The following is a 21245-nucleotide window of genomic DNA, read 5'->3' on the forward strand; positions in this document are numbered from 1 at the left end:
TCTGGTTCCGCGCCGCGGGGTGAGGGGTCATGGAGCGCACGGCTCCATGTAATCACTTGAATGAGTGGATCAGCTGGAGCGAGGTCACGGCCACGGCAAGGTTGACGCCGGTCTGCGCCTGGACGCTGAGCGGCTCCAGCATGAAGGCGCTGTCCAGGCCGCCAACCAGCAGATTGGCGCCGCCGCCGGTCACCACGCTCGCTTCGGCGTTGACACCGTAGTAGCTGCCGGCGAGATCGCCTCCGTCACGGTCCCGGGTCGCAGCCAGCACGGCCCAGACGAGCTGGCCCTGATGCGTCTGGCCGACATCGAGGCCGATCTTGGAGATGACGCCTGTGTAAATCTCGGACGGCCCGTGATGATGAGGCCGGAAGACACAGGACACGCCCTTGTTGGAAGCGACGATATAAGCGGTGCCGCCGTCGATGGTGCAATCGAGCGTGCCGAGTTGCAGCTTGCCGGCGCTGGCCGGAGCCACCGCGAACATCGTCGTGGCGAGGGCAGCGGCGCAGGCGAGTTTCTTGATCATGGGAGGGTCCTTTCGCAAAATACTTTCAACAACGGCTTGGGTGGGTAGACCGTTCCGCCGAAAACTTGGCGCGATCAAGGCAGGGGCCGAAAGCCTCCTGCCGGGGTTAATGCGCGGTTGCGAAGTGCGTCCTTTCGGACACGCAAAGAATCCCGCAGCACTTGGATGTCATGCGGATTTGTATGGGAAGCCGAACCGAGATCAGCTGACGCGGGCGAGGCCATCCTTGGCCGGCTGGTAGGTAGGGTCGAGGCGAACGGCTTCCTTATAGGATTTCGCGGCCTTCGCCTTGTCGCCGCGCCGCTCATAGATCAGCGCCTGGTTGGACCAGGCCTCGGCATTCCGGCCGTCGAGCTTGATCGCCATGTTGAAATCGGAGAAGGCATTGTCTTCGTCGTTGGTCGCCAGATAGGAGAGGCCGCGGCCATTGTAGGGTTCGGCGGCGTCCGGCGCCAGCGAGATGGCGGTCGAGAAGTCCTCGATGGCGAATTTGTGCTGGCCCTGGCTCTGATAGATCAGGCCTCGATTGTGGTAGGCGCGCGCGTCGGTCGTATCGAGCTGGATCGCCTTCTGAAAGTCGTTGAAGGCGTCCTGGGTGCGACCCGCCTTGCGGTAGAGATTGCCGCGGCCGATATAGGCGGCGTCATAGTTCGAGTTGATCTGGATCGAACGGTTGTAGTCCGCCAGCGCGGCTTCCTGGTTGCCGAGGAAGCGCTGGATGAGCGCGCGATTCGAATAGGCCTGGAAGAAATTCGGATTGAGCTGGATGGCTTGATTGAAATCCTTGAGCGCCGCCTGGTACTGACCGCCACGGCCATAGGCCGAGCCGCGCACATTGTAGCCTTCGGGATCCTGGGGATTGCGCTGGATGACCGCCGACAGCGAGGAAATGTTCTCGCTCGACCCTTGCGCCTTGTCGATGTTGTTGAATTCACCGGTCGGGCCCGCCGTTTGGCAGCCGGCAAGCGCCAGTCCGGAGAGCAGGGCTGCTGTCAGGGCGAAACCACGCAATGCGGTCCCGCGCTCCACGCTCGTTGCGTTCATGTCTGCCCTGTCCTCACTTCAAGCCGCGTCGTTCAGGTCCGGCTCCCCCTCCGGACCGGTCACATCAAAACAAAAAGGTGGCGGCGATTCCACATCGCGCCACCTCTGATATCCTTCGAAAAGGACGAAAAATTGGCGTTAGAACCGCGGCGGACGCGGAGCGCCACCTGCACCGCCGGCGGCGCCAGCAGCGACCGGGCGCGGCGTCATCGGCAGTAGGCCTTCGCGCTGGGCGCGCTTGCGGGCCAGCTTGCGGGCGCGGCGAACGGCTTCAGCCTTTTCGCGGGCGCGCTTCTCGGACGGCTTCTCGTAGTGACCGCGCATCTTCATTTCACGGAAAATGCCTTCGCGCTGCATCTTCTTCTTGAGAGCGCGAAGCGCCTGATCAACGTTATTGTCGCGGACGAGTACCTGCACGGGCAATCCTGTCTTTCGGGTTTGATATCAACAGGCAAGCGGCCATAGCCACTAGCCTCCGCGGCGGTTTACACCACGAATTGTGGCGGCTGATAGCAGAATCATGCCGCGCTGTCCACAGCGGAAATGAATTTGCGGGGCCAGCCGCCGTCTGTTTGCCTTGATATAAGGAGCCGACTAGGCCGTCGCGAGGTGCAGCAACTCGAAATTTTCGAAGAACTCGCCGTAGTCGCAGGTGATCTCCTCGCCCACGCCGATGTCGCGGGTCGCGGTGGCCCCGCCATATTGCGAAAAATCCGTATTCGGATTGCTGGAATGGTTCATGAAGCGGCCATTGTCGACTTCATAGACCAGGAAACCTGGCCGGTCCGGGCTCGGATAGGCATAGCGGTCGAGCAGCTCCCTGAGATGCGGGGGTGCCGTCTCGTATTTGTCCATGGGGATCAGCCGGTCGAAATCCGGATCGAGCCGCCAGATCGAAGCGCCTTTCCTGATCGGCTCCGCGGCGAACACGCCGACACCTTCGATCGCACTCGCAGTCACATAGGTTCTGATCAGCATCATGGTTCCAGACCCGCTTTTGGACATAAACGGAATCGCCAAATCGCGGCGAAAAATCAAGAGCGGCCGTTTGCCTGGCGGTTATGAGCATGCATCCCGCCGCTGGAATCTTCACGTCCGGTTGATCGACACGCCGCCATCGGCAAACAGAGCCGCTCCGGTGGTGAAGCTCGAGGCGTCGGAGGCGAGATAGAGTGCCGAGCGGGCGATCTCCTCCGGCATCGCGATACGCTTCAAAGCATGCAGGCCTTCGACGAAAACCCGTGATTCCGGGGTCTTGAAGGTTGCCGCCGGTGTGTCGGTGCCGCCGGGCAGCAGCGCGTTGACCCGCACGCCTTTCGGGCCGTATTCGGCGGCCAGCACCTGTGTCAGTCCGATCAGGCCGGCCTTGCTCGCGGCATAACTAGTCATGCCGGGCATGCCGACTGTGTGACCAACGAAGGTGGAGGTGAAGATCAGCGAACCGCCGCCGCGCTCGATCATTGCCGGCACCTGGTATTTGGCGCCGAGAAACGCGCTGGTGAGGTTGGTGTCGAGCGTCTTGCGCCATCCCTCCAGCGGCAGGTCCGAAATCGGCCCCATCCGGCCAACGGCGCCGGCATTGTTGAAGGCGATGTCGAGCCCGCCGAACTTTTCGACCGCCAGATCGACAAGGGCCTTTGCATAGGCTTCGTCCCTGACATCGCCGGCAAGCGCGATGGCCGCGCCATCATTGTCTTCTATCTCGGCGACGAGCGTATCGAGCTCGGCCTGACGGCGGGCGGCGACGATGACCTTGGCGCCTTCCTCGGCAAAGAGTTTTGCCGAGGCCCGGCCGATGCCGGAACTGGCGCCGGTGACGATGGCGATCTTGTTTGCGAGTGCGAACATTTTTGCATCCTTTTCTTCGCGCCGGCCTGACCGGCAGTTGGGGTGCTTGGTCGCAGATCGAGGCAAGGCGAGCCACCCGATACGTGCCAAGATGCTGGAAAGCGCCGACGCACCAGATGCGTCTTTTTCACCACGGCGCAAAACGGCAAGCGCCGTCGCAAACAGCGCAAGGGTGGAAGTGCTGTTTCGCTAGTGATACACCTCGCGCGCCGGGACCGAACGAACGCCGGCCGCCATTCGCGAAGCCTTTTTGGGGCGAGGTTGGGACGTTGAAGAAATATTCGGTATTCGCCATCGCCCGGGAAGCCATGCGCGGCCACAAGGGCTGGGAGGAACAGTGGTCCTCGCCTGAGCCCAGGAAAGAATACGACGTCATCATCGTCGGCGCCGGCGGCCATGGCCTGGCCACCGCCTATTACCTCGCCACGGTGCACGGCATCACCAATGTCGCGGTGCTGGAAAAGGGCTGGCTCGGCGGCGGCAACACCGGCCGCAACACCACCATCATCCGCTCCAACTATCTCTATGACGAGAGCGCCGGCATCTACGACCACGCGCTGAAGCTGTGGGACGGGCTCAGCCAGGAGCTCAATTACAACGTCATGTATTCGGCGCGGGGCGTCATGATGCTCGCGCACAATGTGCACGACGTGCAGGTGCTGAAGCGTCACGTTCACGCCAACCGGCTGAACGGCATCGACAATGAGTGGCTGACGCCGGAGCAGGCGAAGGAATTCTGCCCACCGCTCAACACCTCCAAGGAGGCGCGCTATCCGGTGGTCGGTGCGTCGCTGCAGCGGCGCGGCGGCACGGCCCGTCATGACGCCGTTGCCTGGGGCTATGCGCGCGGCGCCTCGGCGCGCGGCGTCCACATTATCCAGAATTGCGAGGTTACCGGGGTCAAGCGGGCGGCCAATGGCGCGGTGATGGGCGTCGACACGACGCGCGGCTTCATCGGCGCCAAGAAGGTGGGCGTCGTTGCCGCCGGCCATTCCTCCGTCATCATGAACATGGCCGGCGTGCGCATGCCGCTGGAAAGCTATCCGCTGCAAGCGCTGGTGTCGGAACCGGTCAAGCCGGTGGTTCCCTGCGTGGTGATGTCGAACACGGTGCACGCCTATATCTCGCAGTCCGACAAGGGCGAGCTGGTGATCGGCGCCGGCACCGACCAGTATGTCTCCTACTCGCAGACCGGCGGCTTGCACATATTGCAGCATACGCTCGACGCCATCTGCGAGATGTTCCCGATCTTCACGCGCATGAAGATGCTGCGCTCGTGGGGCGGCATCGTCGACGTCACGCCCGACCGCTCGCCGATCCTGGCCAAGACGCCGGTGCCCGGCCTCTATGTCAATTGCGGCTGGGGCACGGGCGGCTTCAAGGCGACGCCGGGATCGGGCCATGTCTTTGCCCATACGATCGCCAGGGACGATCCGCATCCGATCAACGCGCCCTTCACCATCGAGCGCTTCCGCACCGGACGGCTCATCGACGAGGCGGCGGCGGCGGCGGTGGCGCACTGATGATGGCGCAGATGGCTGTCGCGATGCCGCTGATGCTGGCGGGGGAACAAGTGCTGGCGGGGGAACGGGGCATGTTCCATTTTCCCTCGCCGGACGAAGTGCGCACGCAGCCGATCAGCCGCACCGGCAACGAAACCGTCTGGCCGTTTTCGGTCGATGACGGCACGCTGGCCTGCGTCTGGAGTGGCGGCCAGAGAGTGGTGATGTTCTTCGAGGGACGACCCGAAGGACTCGACGAGGCCGAGACATTCCAGCCGCGTCAAGTCATCGTCACCACCGATCCGATGCAGCTCACCCTCGGCAACATGGCGTCCCGCGATCTGTTTCGTCCCGCTGCAAGCGTGGAAGAGCGCATCCGGCTCGTCGCACCGTTCGCGACCTTGGGACAGAAGCTTTGCGATCAACCGGCGGGCGCCCACGTCGGCCACGGCGAATTGTAGGAACCAGGACAATGCTTCTCATCCGCTGCCCCTATTGCGAGGAAGAGCGTCCGGAACTCGAGTTCCGCAACGCTGGCGAGGCGCACATCGCGCGCTCGGCCAATATGGCCGGCGAGAGCGACGACGATTTTGAAAAGTTCTTCTTCATCCGCTCCAACCCCAAGGGCATCATTTATGAGCGCTGGCGGCACATGCATGGCTGTGCGCGCTTCTTCAATGCCGTACGCGACACCGTCACCGACAAATTCGTCATGACCTACAAGGCCGGCGAGCCCAAACCCACCAAGCTGCCGAAAAACTCCAACGAAGTGGTTGCCAAATGAGCGGCGCGTTCCGCATTCCCGGCGCTGGCCGCTTCAGCCAAGCCAAGACCGCGCGGTTCAGCTTCGATGGCCAGTCCTATGCCGGCATCGAGGGCGACACGCTGGCCTCGGCGCTGCTCGCCAATGGCGTCCATCTCGTCGGCCGTTCGTTCAAGTACCACCGTCCGCGCGGCATCCTGTCGGCGGGCGCCGAGGAGCCGAACGCCCTGGTCGAAATCAGGCGCGACGCGGCACGCAAGACGCCGAACGTGCGGGCGACCGTGCAGGAGCTCTATGATGGGCTTGATGCGCAGTCGCAGAACCGCTGGCCGTCACTGTCCTTCGACCTCGGTGCGGTCAGCGATATCGCCTCGCCGCTGCTTTCGGCCGGCTTCTACTACAAGACCTTCATGTGGCCGAAAGCGGCGTGGAAGACGCTCTATGAGCCAAAGATCCGCGCCGCGGCCGGTCTTGGCGTTTCCCCGGACCAGCCGGATCCCGACCATTATTCATCGCGCTATGCGCATTGCGACGTGCTGGTGCTGGGCGGCGGTGCGGCAGGCATCGCGGCAGCGCTTGCGGCGGCCGAGACCGGCGTGCGCGTCATCCTCGCCGACGAGCAGGCCGAGTTCGGCGGCAGCCTGCGTTTCGAGAGCGGCGCGAAGATCGACGGCCAGGACGGTTTTGCCTGGGCGCAAGCTGCCGTGGCGAAGCTCGCCGCGATGGACAATGTCCGCGTGCTGTCGCGCACGACGGCGTTCGGCTACTATGCGCAGAATTTTATCGGGCTGGTCGAGCGTGTCAGCGAACATCTGAGGACCCCCGGCCACGATCTGGCGCGCGAGCGGCTTTGGCAGGTCCGGGCCAAGCGCGTGGTGCTGGCCTCCGGTGCGATCGAGCGCCACATGGTGTTTGCCGACAATGACCGGCCCGGCATCATGCTGGCGGGTGCCGCGCGTACCTATCTCAACCACTATGGCGTCGCCGTCGGCAGGAATGTCGGCGTCTACACCGCCAATGATTCCGCCTATGCAGCGGCGATCGACCTGAAGAAAGCCGGCGTCAACGTGGCGGCGATCGTCGATCTGCGCGACAATCCGACCGGACCGGTGATCGATGAGGCGAGGGCGCTCGGCATCGAGATCAATTTCGGCCGCGCGGTGATCCGCGCCGGCGGTAAGCTCAGGGTGTCGTCGATGACCGTGCAGCCGAAGAATGGCGGCGGCGAACGCACCATCGCGGTCGATGCGATCCTGATGTCGGCCGGCTGGACGCCGTCGGTGCATCTGTTCTCGCAGTCGCGCGGAAAGGTCGCCTTCAACGACGAGACCAAGCGCTTCGTGCCGGGCACCTATGCGCAGGACTGCGTCTCGGTCGGCGCCTGCAACGGCACCGATGGGCTGTCGGCCACGGTGGACGAGGCCTATGCGGCGGGCGTCAGGGCGGCGAAAGATGCCGGCGCCAAGGCCGCCAAGAGCAGCAAGCCGAAGGTCGATGCGTCGGAGAGCTGGTCGCGCGGTATGTTGGGCGCGGCGCCCGGCGCCGGGCCGGACACGACGGTGAAGGCGTTTGTCGATTTCCAGAACGACGTCACCGCCAAGGATATCCGCCAGGCGGTGCACGAAGGCATGCGATCGATCGAGCACGTCAAGCGCTTCACCACCAACGGCATGGCGACCGACCAGGGCAAGACCTCCAACATGCACGGCCTGGCGATTGCCGCCGAGGTGCTGGGAAAGCCGATCCCGGAGGTCGGCCTGACCACGTTCCGCGCGCCCTATACGCCGGTCACCTTCGGCGCGATCGTCAGCCATGCGCGAGGTCCGCTGTTCGACCCGACACGCAGAACCGCGATCCATCCCTGGGCCGAGGCGCAAGGTGCCGTGTTCGAGGATGTCGGCCAGTGGAAGCGCGCCTGGTATTTCCCCAAGGCGGGCGAGGACATGCACGCGGCGGTCGACCGCGAATGCGTCGCCGTGCGCAAGACGGCTGGCCTGTTCGATGCCTCGACGCTGGGCAAGATCGAAGTGGTCGGGCCGGACGCGGCCAAATTCATGGAGCTGCTCTACACCAACCCATGGGAGAAGCTGGAGCCCGGCCGCTGCCGCTACGGCATCATGCTGCGCGAGGACGGGTTCATCTATGATGACGGCGTCGTCGGCAGGCTGGCCCCCGACCGTTTCCACGTGACGACGACGACCGGCGGCGCGCCGCGCGTCATGAACCACATGGAGGACTATCTCCAGACCGAGTTCCCGCATCTCAATGTCTGGCTGACCTCGATCACCGAGCAATGGGCTGTTATCGCGGTGCAGGGACCCAAGTCGCGCGACATCATCGCGCCGCTGCTCGAAGGCATCGACATGTCGGACGAGGCGCTGCCGCACATGTCGGTGCGCGAAGGCAAGATCTGCGGCGTGCCGACGCGGCTGTTCCGCATGTCGTTCACCGGCGAGCGCGGCTTCGAGGTGAACGTGCCGGCCGACTATGGCCAGGCGGTCTGGGAAGCGCTGTGGGCCGAAGGCCAGAAGCATGGTGCGGCTGCTTATGGCACCGAGGCGATGCACGTGCTGCGCGCCGAAAAGGGCTACATCATCGTCGGCCAGGACACCGACGGCACGGTAACGCCGAACGACGCCGGCCTCGATTGGGCGGTCGGCAAGAAGAAGCCGGACTTCGTCGGCATCCGCGGCCTGACGCGGCCAGATCTGGTCGCCAAGGGCCGCAAGCAATTGGTCGGCCTGAAGACCAGGGATCCCAAGGTGGTGCTGGAAGAGGGCGCGCAGATCGTCGAGGACCCGAAGCAGGCGATCCCGATGAAGATGATCGGCCATGTCACCTCGAGCTACTGGTCGGAAAATTGCGGCCGCTCGATCGCTCTGGCGCTGGTCGCCGGCGGCCGCGACCGGATGGGCGAGACCCTCTATGTGCCGATGCCGAACGGGGTGATCGAAGTGGAGGTTACCGGCATGGTGTTCTTCGACGAGACGGGAGGGCGCCTCAATGGCTAAGGCCGCTGCAAGAAAGACGGCTCCGGCTGCATCGCCTTCGGTCGAACGCCGTCCGGCGCTGGCTGGGCGCAGCACCACTGCCGCCAGCGTCAAGGTCGAGGTGCTGCCGCCGGCCGAGCGCGTTTCATTACGGGCGCCGGAGGCTTCGGTCGCAGCGCTTTCAAAGGCGCTCGGCGTGACCTTGCCGAACAAGCCGAAAACCGCTGCCGCGAACGGCGGGCGCACCGCTCTGTGGCTCGGCCCCGACGAATGGCTGGTCATCGATGAGGCCGACAACGATCCGCTCGCCGATTGCGCCAAAGTATCCGCGCTGCATTCGGCGGTCGGCGTCTCGCATCGCAACATCGCGATATCAGTGACGGGTGCCGGAGCGGCGGCGGCGATCAATGCGGGCTGCCCGCAGGACCTGTCGCTCGACGCCTTCCCGGTGGGAGCAGCGTCGCGCACCATCCTGGGCAAGACCGAGATCGTGCTGCTGCGCACGGGTAACGACGCCTTCCGGGTCGAATGCTGGCGTTCCTTCTCGGACTATGTCTTTACTTTGCTGTCCGAGGGATCGCGCGACGCGGCGGTCTGAACTCGGAACGTTTTGCAGGGCACGCTCGTTCTGCATCCGCACGCCGAGGGAGAATGCCGATGCCGTCGAATTCCGCGCCGAAGTCGCCGGTCATAAAGACATCGGCTGTCCGCTCGCTCGAACACGAGCGGCACGAAGCGCCGAGCGCCGAAGACGAACTCGAGGAAGGCCTCGAAGACACGTTCCCGGCCAGCGATCCGATATCCATCACTGGAACGGCCATTCCTGGAGCTCCGGCAAAACCAGGCAAGGCCAAGACCGTGCCCGGGCGCAAGAGGCGCAAGCCGTAGTTTCCATCGGGCAAGATCTCATCGGGCCTTCTCAATCCCCTTGGACATGCTATTTAAAGCGCTTTGGGAGATGAAAATGCCGACAAAAGCGATCGTATGGGGCGAGAACGTCCACGAGCAGACCAATGAAGCCGTGCGCGACCTCTATCCCTTGGGGATGCACGGCACCATTGCCGCCGCCCTCAACCAGGACAAGGGCATCGAGGCGACCACCGCCACCTTGCAGGAACCCGAACATGGCCTGAGCGAGAAGCGCCTGGCGGCCACCGACGTGCTTTTGTGGTGGGGCCACGCGGCGCATGGCGAGGTCAAGGACGATATCGTCGAGCGGGTGCAGAAGCGGGTCTGGGAAGGGATGGGCCTGATCGTGCTCCATTCCGGCCACTACTCGAAGATATTCAAGCGGCTGATGGGCACGCCCTGTTCGCTGAAATGGCGCGAGGCGGGCGAGCGCGAGCGCGTCTGGGCGATCAACCGCGGCCACCCGATCGCGCAAGGCATCGGCGAGTGCCTGGAGATCGGCGAGACGGAAATGTATGGCGAGCCGTTCGCCGTGCCGGAGCCGCTCGAGACGGTGTTCGTCTCCTGGTACGAGGGTGGTGAGGTGTTCCGATCCGGGCTGACCTACCAGCGCGGTGCAGGACGGATCTTCTACTTCTCGCCCGGCCACGAGACCTATCCGATCTATCACAATGAGGGCGTGCAGCAGGTGCTGCGCAACGCCGTCCATTGGGCGCACAACCCGGCGCCGGCCTGGTCCGGCATCACCAACGCGCCGAACGTGCCGACGGATGCGGCCAAGGAGAAGATCGTGCAGAAGGGGCTGCGCCTGCATGCCGACGGCGACAAGGGCCTGAGTTGATTCGGGCCTGAGCTGATCGGGGCCTGAATTGCTTAAGGCGTGAGTTGATTGGGGCTTGGGGCTAATGCACCGAATTCTTCTGCTCGGCACCGGCGGTATCGCCGGGCATCATGTCGAGGAGTTTGCCGAGATCCCGGGCTGCAGCATCGTCGCCTGTGTCGACCAGGTGCCCGGCCGCGCCGCAGCGTTTGCCGCCGTCAGCAAGATCGGCGAATCTTTCGAGAGCCTGGAGGCGGCGATCGCCTGGGGTCAGTTCGATGCCGCCATCAACGCGACGCCGGATGGTGCGCATATGGCGACGACGCTGGCGCTGCTTGCCCAGGGAAAGCATGTGTTTTGCGAAAAGCCGCTGGCGCCGAACCACGCCGACGCGCTTGATATGACCGAAGCGGCCGAGGCTGCAGGGGTGGTCAACATGGTCAACCTGACCTATCGCAACTCACCGGCGATTCATGAAGCGCGGCGCATGGTGCTGGCCGGCGAGATCGGCGAGCTGCGCCATGTCGAGGCGAGCTACCGGCAAAGCTGGCTGGTCAGCCAGTCATGGGGCGACTGGCGGGTCGAGGACAAATGGCTGTGGCGCTTGTCCAGCCGGCACGGTTCAACCGGCGTGCTGGGCGACGTCGGCATCCACATCCTGGACTTCGCCACCTATGGCGCCGATCAGGACATCGTCAGCCTCCACGCCGATCTGGTGACGTTTCCGAAGGCCGAGGGCGAGCGCATCGGCGACTATCTGCTGGATGCCAATGACAGCGTGGCGATGACGGCCCGGCTCAGTTCCGGCGCGCTCGCCACGATCGCGGCGAGCCGCTACATGACCGGCCACGCCAACGATTTGTCGCTGGCCCTGCACGGCACCAAGGGCGCCATCAGGGTCGAGACCGACGGCAAGGCATCTAACCTGTCGGCCTGTCTCGGCGGCGATGTCGATCTTCAGCAATGGCGAACGCTGGCGCTGCCCAGTGTCAAGCGCAATGCGCGACGCTTTGCCGATGCGCTGGATACAGGCCGGAATGGCGATCCGTCGTTCCGGCGTGCCGCCGACATGCAGAAGCTGATTGACGCGGCCTTCGAGAGTTCAGCGGCGAAGCTGCCGGTTTCGGTCAGCTGAAGTTTCCACCTGACCGGCTTGTGCCGGCCAGAAGTGATGTCCTGCAAATATCAGAACGAGCTCGGCACGATCCAAGGATTGATGTCGATGCCGAGGCGCGGACCTTTGCCTTCAGCGGTATTTTCCGTGGCGCCCTTCTTCTCGACCGAACCGGTCGAAGCGCAATCGAGCTTCACGTTGGTCTTGGTGTCAACGCAGGCCGCCACCGGCGCATGCTTGACGGGGTGGGTGGTGTTGGCGGCGAAGGCCGAGCCCGAAAGTGCCAGCACGGCGGCGAGGGTGAGGAGTATCTTTTTCATTGTCAGTCTCCGTTTTCGACGGGTGAATTTCTCTCGTACATGTACGATGCACTGTACATATACGCCCGTCGATCGCGAAGTTCAAGGAAAACCGTACGCGTACAATAAATTTTTTGTTAACCAAGAAACCCCCCAGGTCTGGAGGGGATACACAAACCAAAGGAAACGGCGTTCAGCAGTTGACCGGTGTCTCGGTCAGTGGCGGCACGTTTTGCGTGCTGAGCGTGGCAAGCGTGAAATCGCACATCCGCTTCACGAAGGCCTGCGGGTCGCCGAAGGGGTAGAACGGAAAGGTGATGAGCAGCGAGATCGTGCCGTGGCCGACCGCCCACAGCATGGTGGCGATGGCGCGCGGATCGCCCTGCAATTTGCCGGCGGCGACGCAGGCCTCGACCCTGCTGATCAGCACCTTCATAGCAGGGTTGCTCTCTTCCATTTCGTTGTAGCCTTCTGGCAGCTTGGTCTTTTCGGTCATGAACACGGTGCGGTATTCGTTGGGATTGCCGAGTCCGAAAGCGGCATATTCGGTCATCACCGCCTGCAAGGCCTCGATCGGATCGTCGGACGGATGCTCCTCGATGCGGCGGGCAAGCGTCTCGAATGCATCCTCGGCCAGAGCGAACAGGATGTCCTGCTTGTCGGCGAAGTAGGAATAGACCGACATCGGGGCGTAGCCGACCCGCTTGGCCAGCTTGCGGATGGTCAGGCCTTCATAGCCTTCCTCCTGGACGAGCTTGTGCGCGGCCTCGACCAGTTCGGAGCGCAGTTCGGCCTTTTGTTTCTCGCGGCGTGTCGGGACGCTCGGCGGCAAGATCTGGTGCCTTTGGTTGGTTGGTGTCTGGCTAAATTATATACGCTGTACGGAAACGGACAAGAGCGCGGGAGGTTCCCAAGCGGTATGCTTCGGATCGTGCCGACGCTTGTCGAAGTTGGCGGCACCCGTGATCAGCACCTTTGCTCCGTCAAAGCGGCCCATCACGCCTCCTTGTCGATCAGCTTCGCGGCAAGACGCGAAAGCAGCTTCACCGCCTCGCCATAGGTCCGGGCTTTTTCCGGATTGGAGGCGTTGCCGTCCAGCGCCCGCTTGTAGACGCCTTGGCAGATCGCGGCCAGCCGGAAGAAGGAAAAGGCCAGGAAGAACGTCCAGTTGCCGATACCGGTGAGCCCGCGCCGCCGGCAGTAGGCGGCGACGTAGTCCGTTTCGGAGGGCAGCCCGAGCGCCGCGCGGTTGATGCCGCCCAGGCCGCGAAAACCCGACGCGTGCGGCAGCCGCCATTGCATGCACTGATAGGCGATATCGGCGAAGGGGTAGCCTGATGTCGACAGTTCCCAGTCGAGCACCGCCAGAACTTTTGGCCGGTGGGGCGCGAAGATCAGATTGTCCAGCCGGTAATCGCCATGGACCAGGGAGACGCGGCCGTCATCCTCCGGTATGTGTGTCTCCAGCCAGGCAATCAACCGGTCCATATCGGCCACCGTGCCGGTCTCCGAGGCGCGGTACTGGCTGGTCCAGCGCGCCAGCTGGCGCTCGAAATAACTGCCCGGTCGGCCGAAATCGCCGAGCCCCACGGCCTCGACATCGACCTCGTGCAGCGCGGCAAGAGTGTCGTTCATGGCATCGTAGATGGCGGCGCGTTCATCGTTGTCGCGAGCCTCCGGCAGGGCCGGATCCCAGAAAATGCGGCCGTCCAGGAAATCCATCACGTAGAACATACGGCCGATGGGCGAGTCTTCCGCCGACAGATGCAGCATGGCAGGCACAGGCACGGCGGTGCCGGCAAGCGCGCTCATTACCCTGAATTCGCGATCGACCTGATGCGCCGATTTCAGCAATTGCCCCGGCGGCTTGGCGCGCAGCACATAACGGCCGCTTGCCGCCGTCAAAAGGTAGGTCGGGTTCGATTGGCCGGATTTGAACTTCTCAACTGCCTCAAGGCCGGAAAAGCCAGGTATGTTCGCCTCGAGGTAAGGCGCAAGCGCTGCCTGGTCGAGAACGGGATCACTCATGCCGTCTCGGGCTGGCGTTCGATCAAGGTCAGCGTCAACCAGCGCGCGGTCAGTGCCGGCTTCTTCGAACCCTCGATCTCGATCGTCACGTCATGCGCGGTCTGCACCCAGCCCGACGGCCTGACCTTGACGTCGGCCAGCACGAACCGCGTGCGGATGCGCGCGCCGGTCTTCACCGGCGCTAGGAAGCGCAGCGAATCGAAGCCGTGGTTGACGCCCATCTTGCCGTTTTCCAGCGGCGGCATGGTCTCGAAAGTCATCGCCGACAACAGCGACAGCGACAGGAAGCCGTGCGCGATGGTGCCGCCGAACGGCGTTTCGCGCATGGCCCGCTCCGGATCGCAGTGGATGAACTGGTGGTCGTCGGTGGCGTCGGCGAACTGATCGATCATGCGTTGCGTGACCGCCCGCCACGGCGACACGCCAACCTCCTTGCCGACACTGGCCAGAAGCACATCGAGACTGATCGGTTCCACGCTCATGTCCTCCAGTTCCCCCCGGCTTCTGTGGCCGGAAAATGTCATTCCTTGAACAAGGTCAGCCCATGCTGCACCGACTGTCCGCCGTCGATCGGCAGAATGGCGCCGGTGATGTAGCTGCCTGCACGGCTGCACAAATAGAGCGTTGCGCCGGCAATGTCATCCGGTGCGCCGATACGGCCGATCGGAACATGGCTGCCGACGTGCCTGGCCTGCTCATCCGTGCCCGTGGCGAATGCCGTCATCCGGCTCTGGAAGGGGCCGGGAGCGAAGGCATTGACGGTGATGCGGCGGCCGGCGAACTCGAGCGCAAGGGTGCGGGTCAGATGATGCACGGCTGCCTTGGACGCCGTGTAGGAATAGGCGTCGTCGGCCAGCGGCTGCGTGCCCATCACCGAACCGAGATTGATCACCCTGGCCGGATCGGCGTCGCTGGCGGCAGCGTCGAGCAGTGGCAGCAATTCGCGGGTCAGATGGAAGACCGCGGTGACATTGACGCCAAACACCTTGGCCCAAGCCGAATAGGGGAAGCTTTCCAGCGGCGCGCCCCAGGAGACGCCGGCATTGTTGACCAGAATATGCAGTTTCCCGGTCCGCGCCTTGACCGCGGCGACGAGTGCAGCGATGCCGGCTTCGCTAGAAACGTCCCCGGCGAAGCCCTCGGCCCGGCCCGGTGCACCAAGCTCGTTCAACTCTTCGGCGACCTGGATGCAATCCTCGCCCTTGCGCGACGCGATCATCACGCTGGCGCCGGCCCTGACCAGCCCGGTCGCCGCCATGCGGCCTATGCCGGTCGCGGCACCCGTCACCAGCGCGGTCTTGCCGGCCACCGAAAACAGCTCGTCCAGATAGCTCATCACAATCCTCCGCGCTCGGCATGCGGGCAAACAGTTCGCGTTGACAAGGCTATCCGAAGTACGGTCATCCTTGCCACTGACAAAATGCCTGGCATGCATGAAGGGTTAGCGACCGATGACGGAGATGAATCTCGGCATGACCGAGCGGCTGAAGCCGATCCACGCGCGCGTCGCGGCCATGGTTCGCGACGAGATCATGCCGCTCGACAGGGAATTCCTGAGCGAGGTGGGCAAGGCAGGCAACCGCTGGGTCTACAGTGCGCGCCAGAGCGAGATCCTCGAAGGGCTGAAGAAAACCGCAAGGGAGCGCGGCCTGTGGAATTTCTGGCTGACCGGCTCGGAACGCGGCTACGGCCTTTCCACCGTCGAATATGCCTATCTGGCCGAGGAGATGGGCAAGGCGCATCTTGGCGCCGAGACCTTCAACTGTTCGGCGCCCGACACCGGCAATATGGAGGTGCTGGAACGGTACGGCTCGGCCGACCACAAGAAAGAATGGCTGGAACCGCTGATCGAGGGCAAGATCCGCTCGGCCTATCTGATGACCGAGCCGGATGTCGCGTCGTCCGATGCCACCAACATTGCCATGCGCTGCGAACGCCAGGGCGACGACTACGTGCTCAACGGCGAGAAATGGTGGGCTTCGGGCGCCGGCGATCCGCGCTGCGCCATCTACATCGTCATGGTCAGGACCGGCGGCGATGACGAGCCGCAGCACCGCCGTCATTCGATGATCCTGGTGCCATCAGGCACAAGGGGTGTGACCAAGGTCCGGGCCATGCAGGTTTATGGCGATGACGACGCGCCGCACGGCCACATGCATCTTCGCTTCGACAATGTGCGGGTACCGACATCGAACCTGATCCTCGGCGAGGGCAGGGGGTTCGAGATCGCGCAAGGGCGGCTCGGTCCCGGCCGCATCCACCATTGCATGCGCGCCATCGGCCAGGCCGAGATGGCGCTCGAGATGCTGTGCCAGCGTTCCTTGCGCCGCGAGGCCTTCGGCCAGAAGCTGGCAAAGCTCGGCGCCAATTTCGACATCATCGCCGAATGCCGCATGGAGATCGAGATGGCCCGGCTGCTCTGCCTCAAGGCGGCGTGGATGATCGACCAGGGCGACGCCCGCGCCGCAGCCCCCTGGATCAGCCAGATCAAGGTGGTGGCACCCCGCGTCGCGCTCAAGGTCACCGACGAGGCGGTGCAGATGTTCGGCGCGCAAGGCATCAGCCAGGACACGCCGCTGGCGCGGTCGTGGACGCATCTGCGGACCTTGCGCCTTGCCGACGGGCCGGACGCCGTGCATCGCCGTCAGGTGGCGCGCACCGAGCTGAAGAAATACACGCAAGAAAAGGTCTGAGCGCCGGCATCGTCATCTGGCGATGCCGACAGTCCAAGCACGGAGTGTTCCAATGGCCGTCCCCTCCGAAATGAAGGCGCTGCTGCTGGTCGGCGACGGCTACACCAGGACGCCGAGCGGCAGTGTGCTGGAGGCGATGGAGCCGTATCTCGAGCCGGGCAACATCGCGGTGCCGACACCCGGACCGACGCAGGTGCTGATCAAGGTCAGCCTCGCCTCGATCAACCCCTCCGACATCGCCTTCGTCAAGGGCCAGTACGGCCAGCCGCGCGCCAAGGGACAGCCGGCCGGCTTCGAGGGCGTCGGCATCGTCGTCGCCAGCGGCGACGAGACCTATCCCCAAAGCCTGATCGGCAAGCGCGTCGCCTTTGCCACCGGCGTCACCAACTGGGGCTCGTGGGCCGACTATGCCGTCGCTGAAGCTGCTGCATGCATTCCGCTGCTCGACACGGTCCGCGACGAGGATGGGGCGGCGATGATCGTCAACCCGCTCACCGCGCTCGCCATGTTCGACGTCGTCAAGGAGGAAGGCGAGAAGGCCTTCGTCATGACCGCCGGCGCCAGCCAGCTCTGCAAGCTGATCATTGGCCTGGCCAGCGGAGAGGGCTTCCGGCCGATCGTCACCGTGCGCCGCGACGACCAGATCGCGGCGCTGAAAGCGCTCGGCGCGGCGCACGTCCTCAACGAAAAGGCGCCGGATTTCAAGGCAGCGCTGCGCGAGGTGATGAAGGCCGAACAGCCGCGCATCTTCCTCGACGCGGTGACCGGGCCGCTGGCTTCCGCCATCTTCGACGTCATGCCGAAGCGTTCGCGCTGGATCATCTATGGGCGGCTCGATCCCGAACACACTGTTATCCGCGAGCCCGGCCAACTGATCTTCCAGCACAAGCATATCGAAGGGTTTTGGCTGAGCGAGTGGATGCGCCAGTTCCGCGATCGCCGCGGCCCGGCGATCCTGGAAGCGCAGAAGCGTTTTTCCGATGGGCGCTGGTCGACCGACGTGACGGCGGTGGTGCCGCTTGCCGAGGCGATGGCGCGGGTGCCAGCGGAACTGGCCAAGCCGAACGGCAAGGTGTTCATCCGGCCTTAGGCCAATTCGAAAGATTCGAGCAGCTTGGACGGGAGGGGCCTCGGAGGGCTTTGCGGGCAGAGATTGCCGGTTATCCGCCGACGCGGGACCGTCAGGCCGATATCCTGGTCCATCAAGCCCCCTATGCCACGCCGCTGCGTCCGTGATATGCCGCCGCCATCGAATGCCGGGACAGGCTGGACTGAGCCTGTTCCGGGATTGTGTGGGGTGCCTTGATGACGATTTCCAAGCCGGTTTTCGACCGTTTGGGGTTTGGCCTGTGGATCGGAGCGTTCCTGGTCGTTCTTGCCATGGTCCTGTGGTCGCCGTACACGCGGACGGTATGGAAGGCCTATATAGATGGCAGCGAGGCGCTTCTGGCCGGTCTGCCACTCTACGACACCCAATCCGAGATGGGGTATCTCTACGCGCCGGCCTTCGCCGCGCTCTACACTCCAATAGTCAAGCTCGGTCCGCATCTGGGCGGCGTGATGTGGCACTCCCTCGGGTTTGCGGTGCTGACCTATGCCGCGATGCGGCAGGTGCGCAAGCTCGGTGGTGACGAGTTGATGTGGCTGCTTTCTTTCGGCCTCTTCCTCGCTGTGCCGATGGCGCTCGGCGCGATCCGCAACGGCCAGGCGACGATCCTTTTGACCGGCGCTTGCTGGCTTCTCACATTGTCGGCGCTGGAAGGACGACGGGCGGAGACGTTCTTCTGGGCTTCGCTCGCCATCATCGCCAAGCCGACCGCGATCATAATGCTGTTGTTGGTAGGAGCCCTTCGGCTTCGGTTGATACCGGTGCTGGTGCTGGCGGTGCTGTTCGTGCTCGCACTGCCTTACGCTTTTGCTCCCGCCGGCTATCTCAACGATCAGTATCGTGTCTTCGCCCAGATGCTGACCTCCATGGCCGTCGAGAACACCAGCCATTTCGTGTCCACCGATTTCACGGCACCGTTCACCACGATAGGGCTGCCGATACCGGAATTCGGCGCAACGATCGTGCGCATGGTCATGGCCCTGCTTACGCTTTCAGCCGTCATCTGGTTCGACCGCAGGCTCGAACAGGGAAAGGCGGCGCTGGCGATCTTCCTGACGGCCACCTTCTACATGTGCGTCTTCAACCCGCGCGTCGAACCCAACACCTTTGCCATGATCGCGGTACCAGCCGGTCTTGCCATCGCCCTGTTGTGGCGCGAAGAACGGGGCGGCGTCCTCGCCTCGGTGCTGTCGATGACGCTGTTCGTGACCGGGCTGAGCGGCGTCGAGCGCCATGTGCACGATTTCCTCTTCCCCTGGTTCCGGCCGGTCGCCGTCACTTTCATCGCCGGTTCGCTGATCTGGTGGTTCTGGGCCAAGGCACGGGAAAAGGTGGTGAATGCGGGAGTCGCGAATGGCTGAGTTGCGACAGAGCCTCGATATCGTTGCGCCATTCTTCAACGAGGCGGCATCGGCATCGGCCTTCGCGCGCCTGCTAGGCGAGCTCGAAGCGGCCGTGGCACAGCGCTTCGGCATGACCGTGCACAAGATCCTGGTCGATGACGGCAGCGGTGACGATGGCGCTGGACGATTTTCGCAAGCGCTGACGGGATCGTGGGAGATCGTCCGCCTCAGCCGCAATTTCGGCAAGGAAGTCGCTGTACTCGCCGGCCTCGACCAGTCGCGCGGCGACATGGTGCTGATCATGGACGCCGACCTCCAGCATTCCCTGGACATCAGCCTGAAGCTGATCGCCGAGCTGGTGGACCATCCGGACATCGACGTCGTCTTTGCCCAGAACGACCGCCGCGAGGCGAGCTGGCGGCGCAGCCAGCTTGCACGGCTTTTCTACAGCCTGATCAACAGCAGCCAGCGTTTCGATATTCCCGAAAATGCCGGCGACTTTCGCGTCATGCGCGGCGCTGTCGCGCGCGCTCTGACCAGCCTGCGTGACAAGCGTCGCTTCAACAAGGGCCTGTTTGCCTGGGCCGGCTTTCGCCAGAAGGCGTTGCCCTATTCGCCGGAAGGCCGCGCCAGCGGCACATCGAAATGGAGCCGGCTCAACCTCATCGCCTTCTCGCTGGAGGGGTTCACCTCGTTCTCCGTCATTCCGCTACGCCTGATCAGTCTTAGCGGGCTGCTCGCGGCGATGGCCGGCGCGCTCTATGGCGCCAAGGTGTTCTTCGAGGTGATCTTCTACGGCATTGCCGTTCCGGGCTACCCCAGCCTGCTGGTTGCCGTCGTTCTGCTCGGCGGCCTCAACCTGACCCTGCTTGGCCTGATCGGCGAATATGTCTGGGTGACGCTCAGCGAGAGCAAGGATCGGCCGGTCTATCTCGTGCGCGATGTCGTGCGCAGCGAGGCCCCCGCCGACCGGCCGGAGCCGGGCACTTCGAACAGATGACGCGGCGCATTCGCCTGATCGCTGACGATTACGGCCTGGCGCCTGGCGTTTCCGCCGGGATTCTCGATCTTCTCGATCGGGGGCGCCTGACCGGCACCAGCTGCATGACCGGCTTTCCCGAGTGGGCAAAGGAGGCAGAGCGCATAAAACCGCTGTGCGGCCGGGCCGCGGTTGGGCTGCACCTCACCTTGACCGACCAGTTGGCCGCCACCGGCCGGTCGGCCTTGGCGCCGGAAGGCCGGCTGCCACCGCTCCGCGCACTGGCCTTGCCTGTTCTGCGCGGCCGCATCGGCGACCGCCATGTCCATGCCGAGCTTGACGCCCAGTACGGCCGCTTCGTCGAGGCGCTTGGCCGCCGCCCCGATTTCGTCGACGGGCACCAGCATGTGCATTTCCTTCCCGTTGTGCGCACATGGCTGCGCACACGGTTTCCAGAAGGCGCCGACAGGCCGGCCCTGCGCGGCGCCCCGGCGCTGGCCGCAGGGTCGAAAGTCGCCGCCATTGCCGCGCTGGCTGCCGGGTTCAACCGCTCGATGCAGCGCGCGGGCTTCATCGTTTTCCAGCCGCTCGCCGGCATCTATGACTGGCGACAGCCCGAAAAGTTCGCTGCGGTTCTGCAGGCGGCCGTCGAAGGGTTGCCGGAGCGAGGGCTGTTCATGTGCCATCCCGGCCATGTCGACGAGACGCTGCGCGCGCGCGACACCATGCAAGATGTGCGCGAGGTGGAATTCGCGGCCCTCGCATCGGACGAATTCGGCGCTGGTCTGGCCCGCGCCGGCGTCGAGATCTTGGACGGCAAGAGATGAGCGAAGCCGATCGGCCCCAGCGTTCGGCCGGCAGCAAGATCGTCCGCTTCGCCATTGTCGGACTGGCGAACACGGCCATCGACCTTGCCAGCTTCTTCCTGCTGCTCAAGCTCGGGGTTCCGCCGGTGCCGGCCAACATCGCTGCCTGGTTCGTCGCCGTCACCTTTTCCTTCGCGGCGAACGGCTTGTGGTCGTTCGAGCGCAATCGAGCCATCCGGCTGCATGATGCGTTCCTTCGTTTCGCCACGCTTGGAGCGCTGATTTCGCTCGGTGTCTCCAGCCTCTCGATCGCGCTATTCGCCGGCATAATCGGGGTGTGGCCGGCGAAAATCGGGGGCGTCGTGGTGGCGGCGGTGCTGAATTTCCTCGCCGCGCGCTGGTCGATCGAAGGTCGGTTGCTGAGATAGCCGGAATTATTTTTCTTACGAAATTCCGGACGAAAAACCGCT

Annotated in this window: 24 protein-coding genes; 14 read left to right on the top strand and 10 right to left on the bottom strand. The window is 64.0% G+C overall.

Going from position 1 to position 21245, the window contains the following annotated elements:
- Positions 1-52 precede the first annotated feature (52 nt).
- The 5 genes from NKI66_RS10870 to NKI66_RS10890 all read right to left on the bottom strand — a co-directional run bounded on the left by NKI66_RS10870 (position 53) and on the right by NKI66_RS10890 (position 3421).
- Entirely contained in the window at positions 53-529 is a 477-nt protein-coding gene (locus NKI66_RS10870; RefSeq protein ID WP_023810131.1) for a DUF992 domain-containing protein, read from the bottom strand.
- A gap of 201 nt (positions 530-730) precedes the next feature.
- Positions 731-1573: a tetratricopeptide repeat protein gene (locus NKI66_RS10875; RefSeq protein WP_023810130.1), complete on the bottom strand. Its 843-nt coding sequence runs from the start codon at positions 1571-1573 to the stop codon at positions 731-733.
- A gap of 138 nt (positions 1574-1711) precedes the next feature.
- Positions 1712-1990: a 30S ribosomal protein S21 gene (rpsU, locus tag NKI66_RS10880; protein WP_023810129.1), complete on the bottom strand. Its 279-nt coding sequence runs from the start codon at positions 1988-1990 to the stop codon at positions 1712-1714.
- Between the two features lie 177 nt (positions 1991-2167).
- The gene (locus NKI66_RS10885; RefSeq protein ID WP_023810128.1) at positions 2168-2554 is read right to left on the bottom strand and encodes an SET domain-containing protein; all 387 of its coding nucleotides are present in this window, start codon (positions 2552-2554) and stop codon (positions 2168-2170) included.
- A 108-nt stretch (positions 2555-2662) separates the two neighbouring features.
- Complete coding sequence (locus NKI66_RS10890; RefSeq protein WP_023810127.1) at positions 2663-3421, bottom strand: SDR family oxidoreductase; 759 nt, start codon at positions 3419-3421, stop codon at positions 2663-2665.
- A gap of 269 nt (positions 3422-3690) precedes the next feature.
- On the opposite strand from NKI66_RS10890, the gene NKI66_RS10895 reads away from it, so the two are divergent.
- The 8 genes from NKI66_RS10895 to NKI66_RS10930 all read left to right on the top strand — a co-directional run bounded on the left by NKI66_RS10895 (position 3691) and on the right by NKI66_RS10930 (position 11540).
- Complete coding sequence (locus tag NKI66_RS10895; RefSeq protein ID WP_023810126.1) at positions 3691-4944, top strand: sarcosine oxidase subunit beta; 1254 nt, start codon at positions 3691-3693, stop codon at positions 4942-4944.
- On the top strand, positions 4944-5384 hold the full coding sequence (locus NKI66_RS10900; RefSeq protein WP_023810125.1) for a hypothetical protein: 441 nt from the start codon (positions 4944-4946) through the stop codon (positions 5382-5384). The genes NKI66_RS10895 and NKI66_RS10900 overlap by 1 nt, the downstream gene beginning before the upstream one ends.
- Positions 5385-5395: 11 nt before the next feature.
- The gene (locus NKI66_RS10905; protein WP_023810124.1) at positions 5396-5707 is read left to right on the top strand and encodes a sarcosine oxidase subunit delta; all 312 of its coding nucleotides are present in this window, start codon (positions 5396-5398) and stop codon (positions 5705-5707) included.
- Positions 5704-8697, top strand: a complete 2994-nt coding sequence (locus tag NKI66_RS10910; protein WP_023810123.1) for a sarcosine oxidase subunit alpha — start codon at positions 5704-5706, stop codon at positions 8695-8697. The genes NKI66_RS10905 and NKI66_RS10910 overlap by 4 nt, the downstream gene beginning before the upstream one ends.
- Positions 8690-9274: a sarcosine oxidase subunit gamma gene (locus tag NKI66_RS10915; protein ID WP_023810122.1), complete on the top strand. Its 585-nt coding sequence runs from the start codon at positions 8690-8692 to the stop codon at positions 9272-9274. Before NKI66_RS10910 ends, NKI66_RS10915 begins: the two co-directional genes overlap by 8 nt.
- Before the next feature lie 59 nt (positions 9275-9333).
- Positions 9334-9564, top strand: a complete 231-nt coding sequence (locus NKI66_RS10920) for a hypothetical protein (protein ID WP_023810121.1) — start codon at positions 9334-9336, stop codon at positions 9562-9564.
- Positions 9565-9640: 76 nt separating this feature from the next.
- Positions 9641-10426: a ThuA domain-containing protein gene (locus NKI66_RS10925; protein ID WP_023810120.1), complete on the top strand. Its 786-nt coding sequence runs from the start codon at positions 9641-9643 to the stop codon at positions 10424-10426.
- Between the two features lie 64 nt (positions 10427-10490).
- The gene (locus NKI66_RS10930) at positions 10491-11540 is read left to right on the top strand and encodes a Gfo/Idh/MocA family protein (RefSeq protein ID WP_023810119.1); all 1050 of its coding nucleotides are present in this window, start codon (positions 10491-10493) and stop codon (positions 11538-11540) included.
- Positions 11541-11590: 50 nt separating this feature from the next.
- On the opposite strand, the gene NKI66_RS10935 is transcribed toward NKI66_RS10930, so the two are convergent.
- From NKI66_RS10935 to NKI66_RS10955, 5 genes are all read right to left on the bottom strand, one after another.
- Complete coding sequence (locus NKI66_RS10935) at positions 11591-11839, bottom strand: DUF680 domain-containing protein (RefSeq protein WP_023810118.1); 249 nt, start codon at positions 11837-11839, stop codon at positions 11591-11593.
- Positions 11840-12011: 172 nt separating this feature from the next.
- Positions 12012-12650 carry a TetR/AcrR family transcriptional regulator gene (locus tag NKI66_RS10940; RefSeq protein ID WP_023810117.1) on the bottom strand — a complete coding sequence of 213 codons (639 nt, stop codon included), beginning with the start codon at positions 12648-12650 and terminating at the stop codon, positions 12012-12014.
- A gap of 164 nt (positions 12651-12814) precedes the next feature.
- The gene (locus NKI66_RS10945) at positions 12815-13846 is read right to left on the bottom strand and encodes a phosphotransferase family protein (RefSeq protein WP_352722276.1); all 1032 of its coding nucleotides are present in this window, start codon (positions 13844-13846) and stop codon (positions 12815-12817) included.
- Positions 13843-14328, bottom strand: a complete 486-nt coding sequence (locus NKI66_RS10950) for a MaoC family dehydratase (protein WP_023810115.1) — start codon at positions 14326-14328, stop codon at positions 13843-13845. The genes NKI66_RS10945 and NKI66_RS10950 overlap by 4 nt, the downstream gene beginning before the upstream one ends.
- Before the next feature lie 38 nt (positions 14329-14366).
- On the bottom strand, positions 14367-15182 hold the full coding sequence (locus NKI66_RS10955) for an SDR family oxidoreductase (RefSeq protein ID WP_023810114.1): 816 nt from the start codon (positions 15180-15182) through the stop codon (positions 14367-14369).
- 115 nt (positions 15183-15297) lie between these two features.
- Between NKI66_RS10955 and NKI66_RS10960 the strand changes: the two genes are divergently transcribed.
- The 6 genes from NKI66_RS10960 to NKI66_RS10985 all read left to right on the top strand — a co-directional run bounded on the left by NKI66_RS10960 (position 15298) and on the right by NKI66_RS10985 (position 21203).
- Entirely contained in the window at positions 15298-16539 is a 1242-nt protein-coding gene (locus NKI66_RS10960; RefSeq protein ID WP_023810113.1) for an acyl-CoA dehydrogenase family protein, read from the top strand.
- A gap of 52 nt (positions 16540-16591) precedes the next feature.
- Positions 16592-17629, top strand: a complete 1038-nt coding sequence (locus NKI66_RS10965) for a zinc-binding dehydrogenase (protein ID WP_023810112.1) — start codon at positions 16592-16594, stop codon at positions 17627-17629.
- A 215-nt stretch (positions 17630-17844) separates the two neighbouring features.
- The gene (locus tag NKI66_RS10970; protein WP_023810111.1) at positions 17845-19008 is read left to right on the top strand and encodes a glycosyltransferase 87 family protein; all 1164 of its coding nucleotides are present in this window, start codon (positions 17845-17847) and stop codon (positions 19006-19008) included.
- A complete protein-coding gene (locus NKI66_RS10975) occupies positions 19001-19990 on the top strand; it encodes a glycosyltransferase (protein WP_023810110.1) in 990 nt (329 codons plus the stop codon). Before NKI66_RS10970 ends, NKI66_RS10975 begins: the two co-directional genes overlap by 8 nt.
- Positions 19987-20796 (top strand): ChbG/HpnK family deacetylase, encoded by an 810-nt coding sequence (locus NKI66_RS10980; RefSeq protein ID WP_023810109.1) that lies wholly within the window; start codon positions 19987-19989, stop codon positions 20794-20796. Before NKI66_RS10975 ends, NKI66_RS10980 begins: the two co-directional genes overlap by 4 nt.
- Positions 20793-21203 carry a GtrA family protein gene (locus tag NKI66_RS10985; protein WP_023810108.1) on the top strand — a complete coding sequence of 137 codons (411 nt, stop codon included), beginning with the start codon at positions 20793-20795 and terminating at the stop codon, positions 21201-21203. Before NKI66_RS10980 ends, NKI66_RS10985 begins: the two co-directional genes overlap by 4 nt.
- Positions 21204-21245: the final 42 nt, after the last annotated feature.

This window comes from Mesorhizobium sp. M0518 (assembly GCF_040321125.1).
GTDB lineage: Bacteria > Pseudomonadota > Alphaproteobacteria > Rhizobiales > Rhizobiaceae > Mesorhizobium.

Coding starts and splice junctions, on each gene's coding strand:
- NKI66_RS10970 (WP_023810111.1), top strand. CDS start 17,845: ATGACGATTTCCAAGCCGGTTTTCGACCGTTTGGGGTTTGGCCTGTGG.
- NKI66_RS10950 (WP_023810115.1), bottom strand. CDS start 14,328: ATGAGCGTGGAACCGATCAGTCTCGATGTGCTTCTGGCCAGTGTCGGC.
- NKI66_RS10985 (WP_023810108.1), top strand. CDS start 20,793: ATGAGCGAAGCCGATCGGCCCCAGCGTTCGGCCGGCAGCAAGATCGTC.
- NKI66_RS10945 (WP_352722276.1), bottom strand. CDS start 13,846: ATGAGTGATCCCGTTCTCGACCAGGCAGCGCTTGCGCCTTACCTCGAG.
- NKI66_RS10935 (WP_023810118.1), bottom strand. CDS start 11,839: ATGAAAAAGATACTCCTCACCCTCGCCGCCGTGCTGGCACTTTCGGGC.
- NKI66_RS10915 (WP_023810122.1), top strand. CDS start 8,690: ATGGCTAAGGCCGCTGCAAGAAAGACGGCTCCGGCTGCATCGCCTTCG.
- NKI66_RS10965 (WP_023810112.1), top strand. CDS start 16,592: ATGGCCGTCCCCTCCGAAATGAAGGCGCTGCTGCTGGTCGGCGACGGC.
- NKI66_RS10920 (WP_023810121.1), top strand. CDS start 9,334: ATGCCGTCGAATTCCGCGCCGAAGTCGCCGGTCATAAAGACATCGGCT.
- NKI66_RS10980 (WP_023810109.1), top strand. CDS start 19,987: ATGACGCGGCGCATTCGCCTGATCGCTGACGATTACGGCCTGGCGCCT.
- NKI66_RS10900 (WP_023810125.1), top strand. CDS start 4,944: ATGATGGCGCAGATGGCTGTCGCGATGCCGCTGATGCTGGCGGGGGAA.
- NKI66_RS10875 (WP_023810130.1), bottom strand. CDS start 1,573: ATGAACGCAACGAGCGTGGAGCGCGGGACCGCATTGCGTGGTTTCGCC.
- NKI66_RS10910 (WP_023810123.1), top strand. CDS start 5,704: ATGAGCGGCGCGTTCCGCATTCCCGGCGCTGGCCGCTTCAGCCAAGCC.
- NKI66_RS10975 (WP_023810110.1), top strand. CDS start 19,001: ATGGCTGAGTTGCGACAGAGCCTCGATATCGTTGCGCCATTCTTCAAC.
- NKI66_RS10870 (WP_023810131.1), bottom strand. CDS start 529: ATGATCAAGAAACTCGCCTGCGCCGCTGCCCTCGCCACGACGATGTTC.
- NKI66_RS10960 (WP_023810113.1), top strand. CDS start 15,298: ATGACGGAGATGAATCTCGGCATGACCGAGCGGCTGAAGCCGATCCAC.
- NKI66_RS10890 (WP_023810127.1), bottom strand. CDS start 3,421: ATGTTCGCACTCGCAAACAAGATCGCCATCGTCACCGGCGCCAGTTCC.
- NKI66_RS10885 (WP_023810128.1), bottom strand. CDS start 2,554: ATGATGCTGATCAGAACCTATGTGACTGCGAGTGCGATCGAAGGTGTC.
- NKI66_RS10905 (WP_023810124.1), top strand. CDS start 5,396: ATGCTTCTCATCCGCTGCCCCTATTGCGAGGAAGAGCGTCCGGAACTC.
- NKI66_RS10930 (WP_023810119.1), top strand. CDS start 10,491: ATGCACCGAATTCTTCTGCTCGGCACCGGCGGTATCGCCGGGCATCAT.
- NKI66_RS10925 (WP_023810120.1), top strand. CDS start 9,641: ATGCCGACAAAAGCGATCGTATGGGGCGAGAACGTCCACGAGCAGACC.
- NKI66_RS10955 (WP_023810114.1), bottom strand. CDS start 15,182: ATGAGCTATCTGGACGAGCTGTTTTCGGTGGCCGGCAAGACCGCGCTG.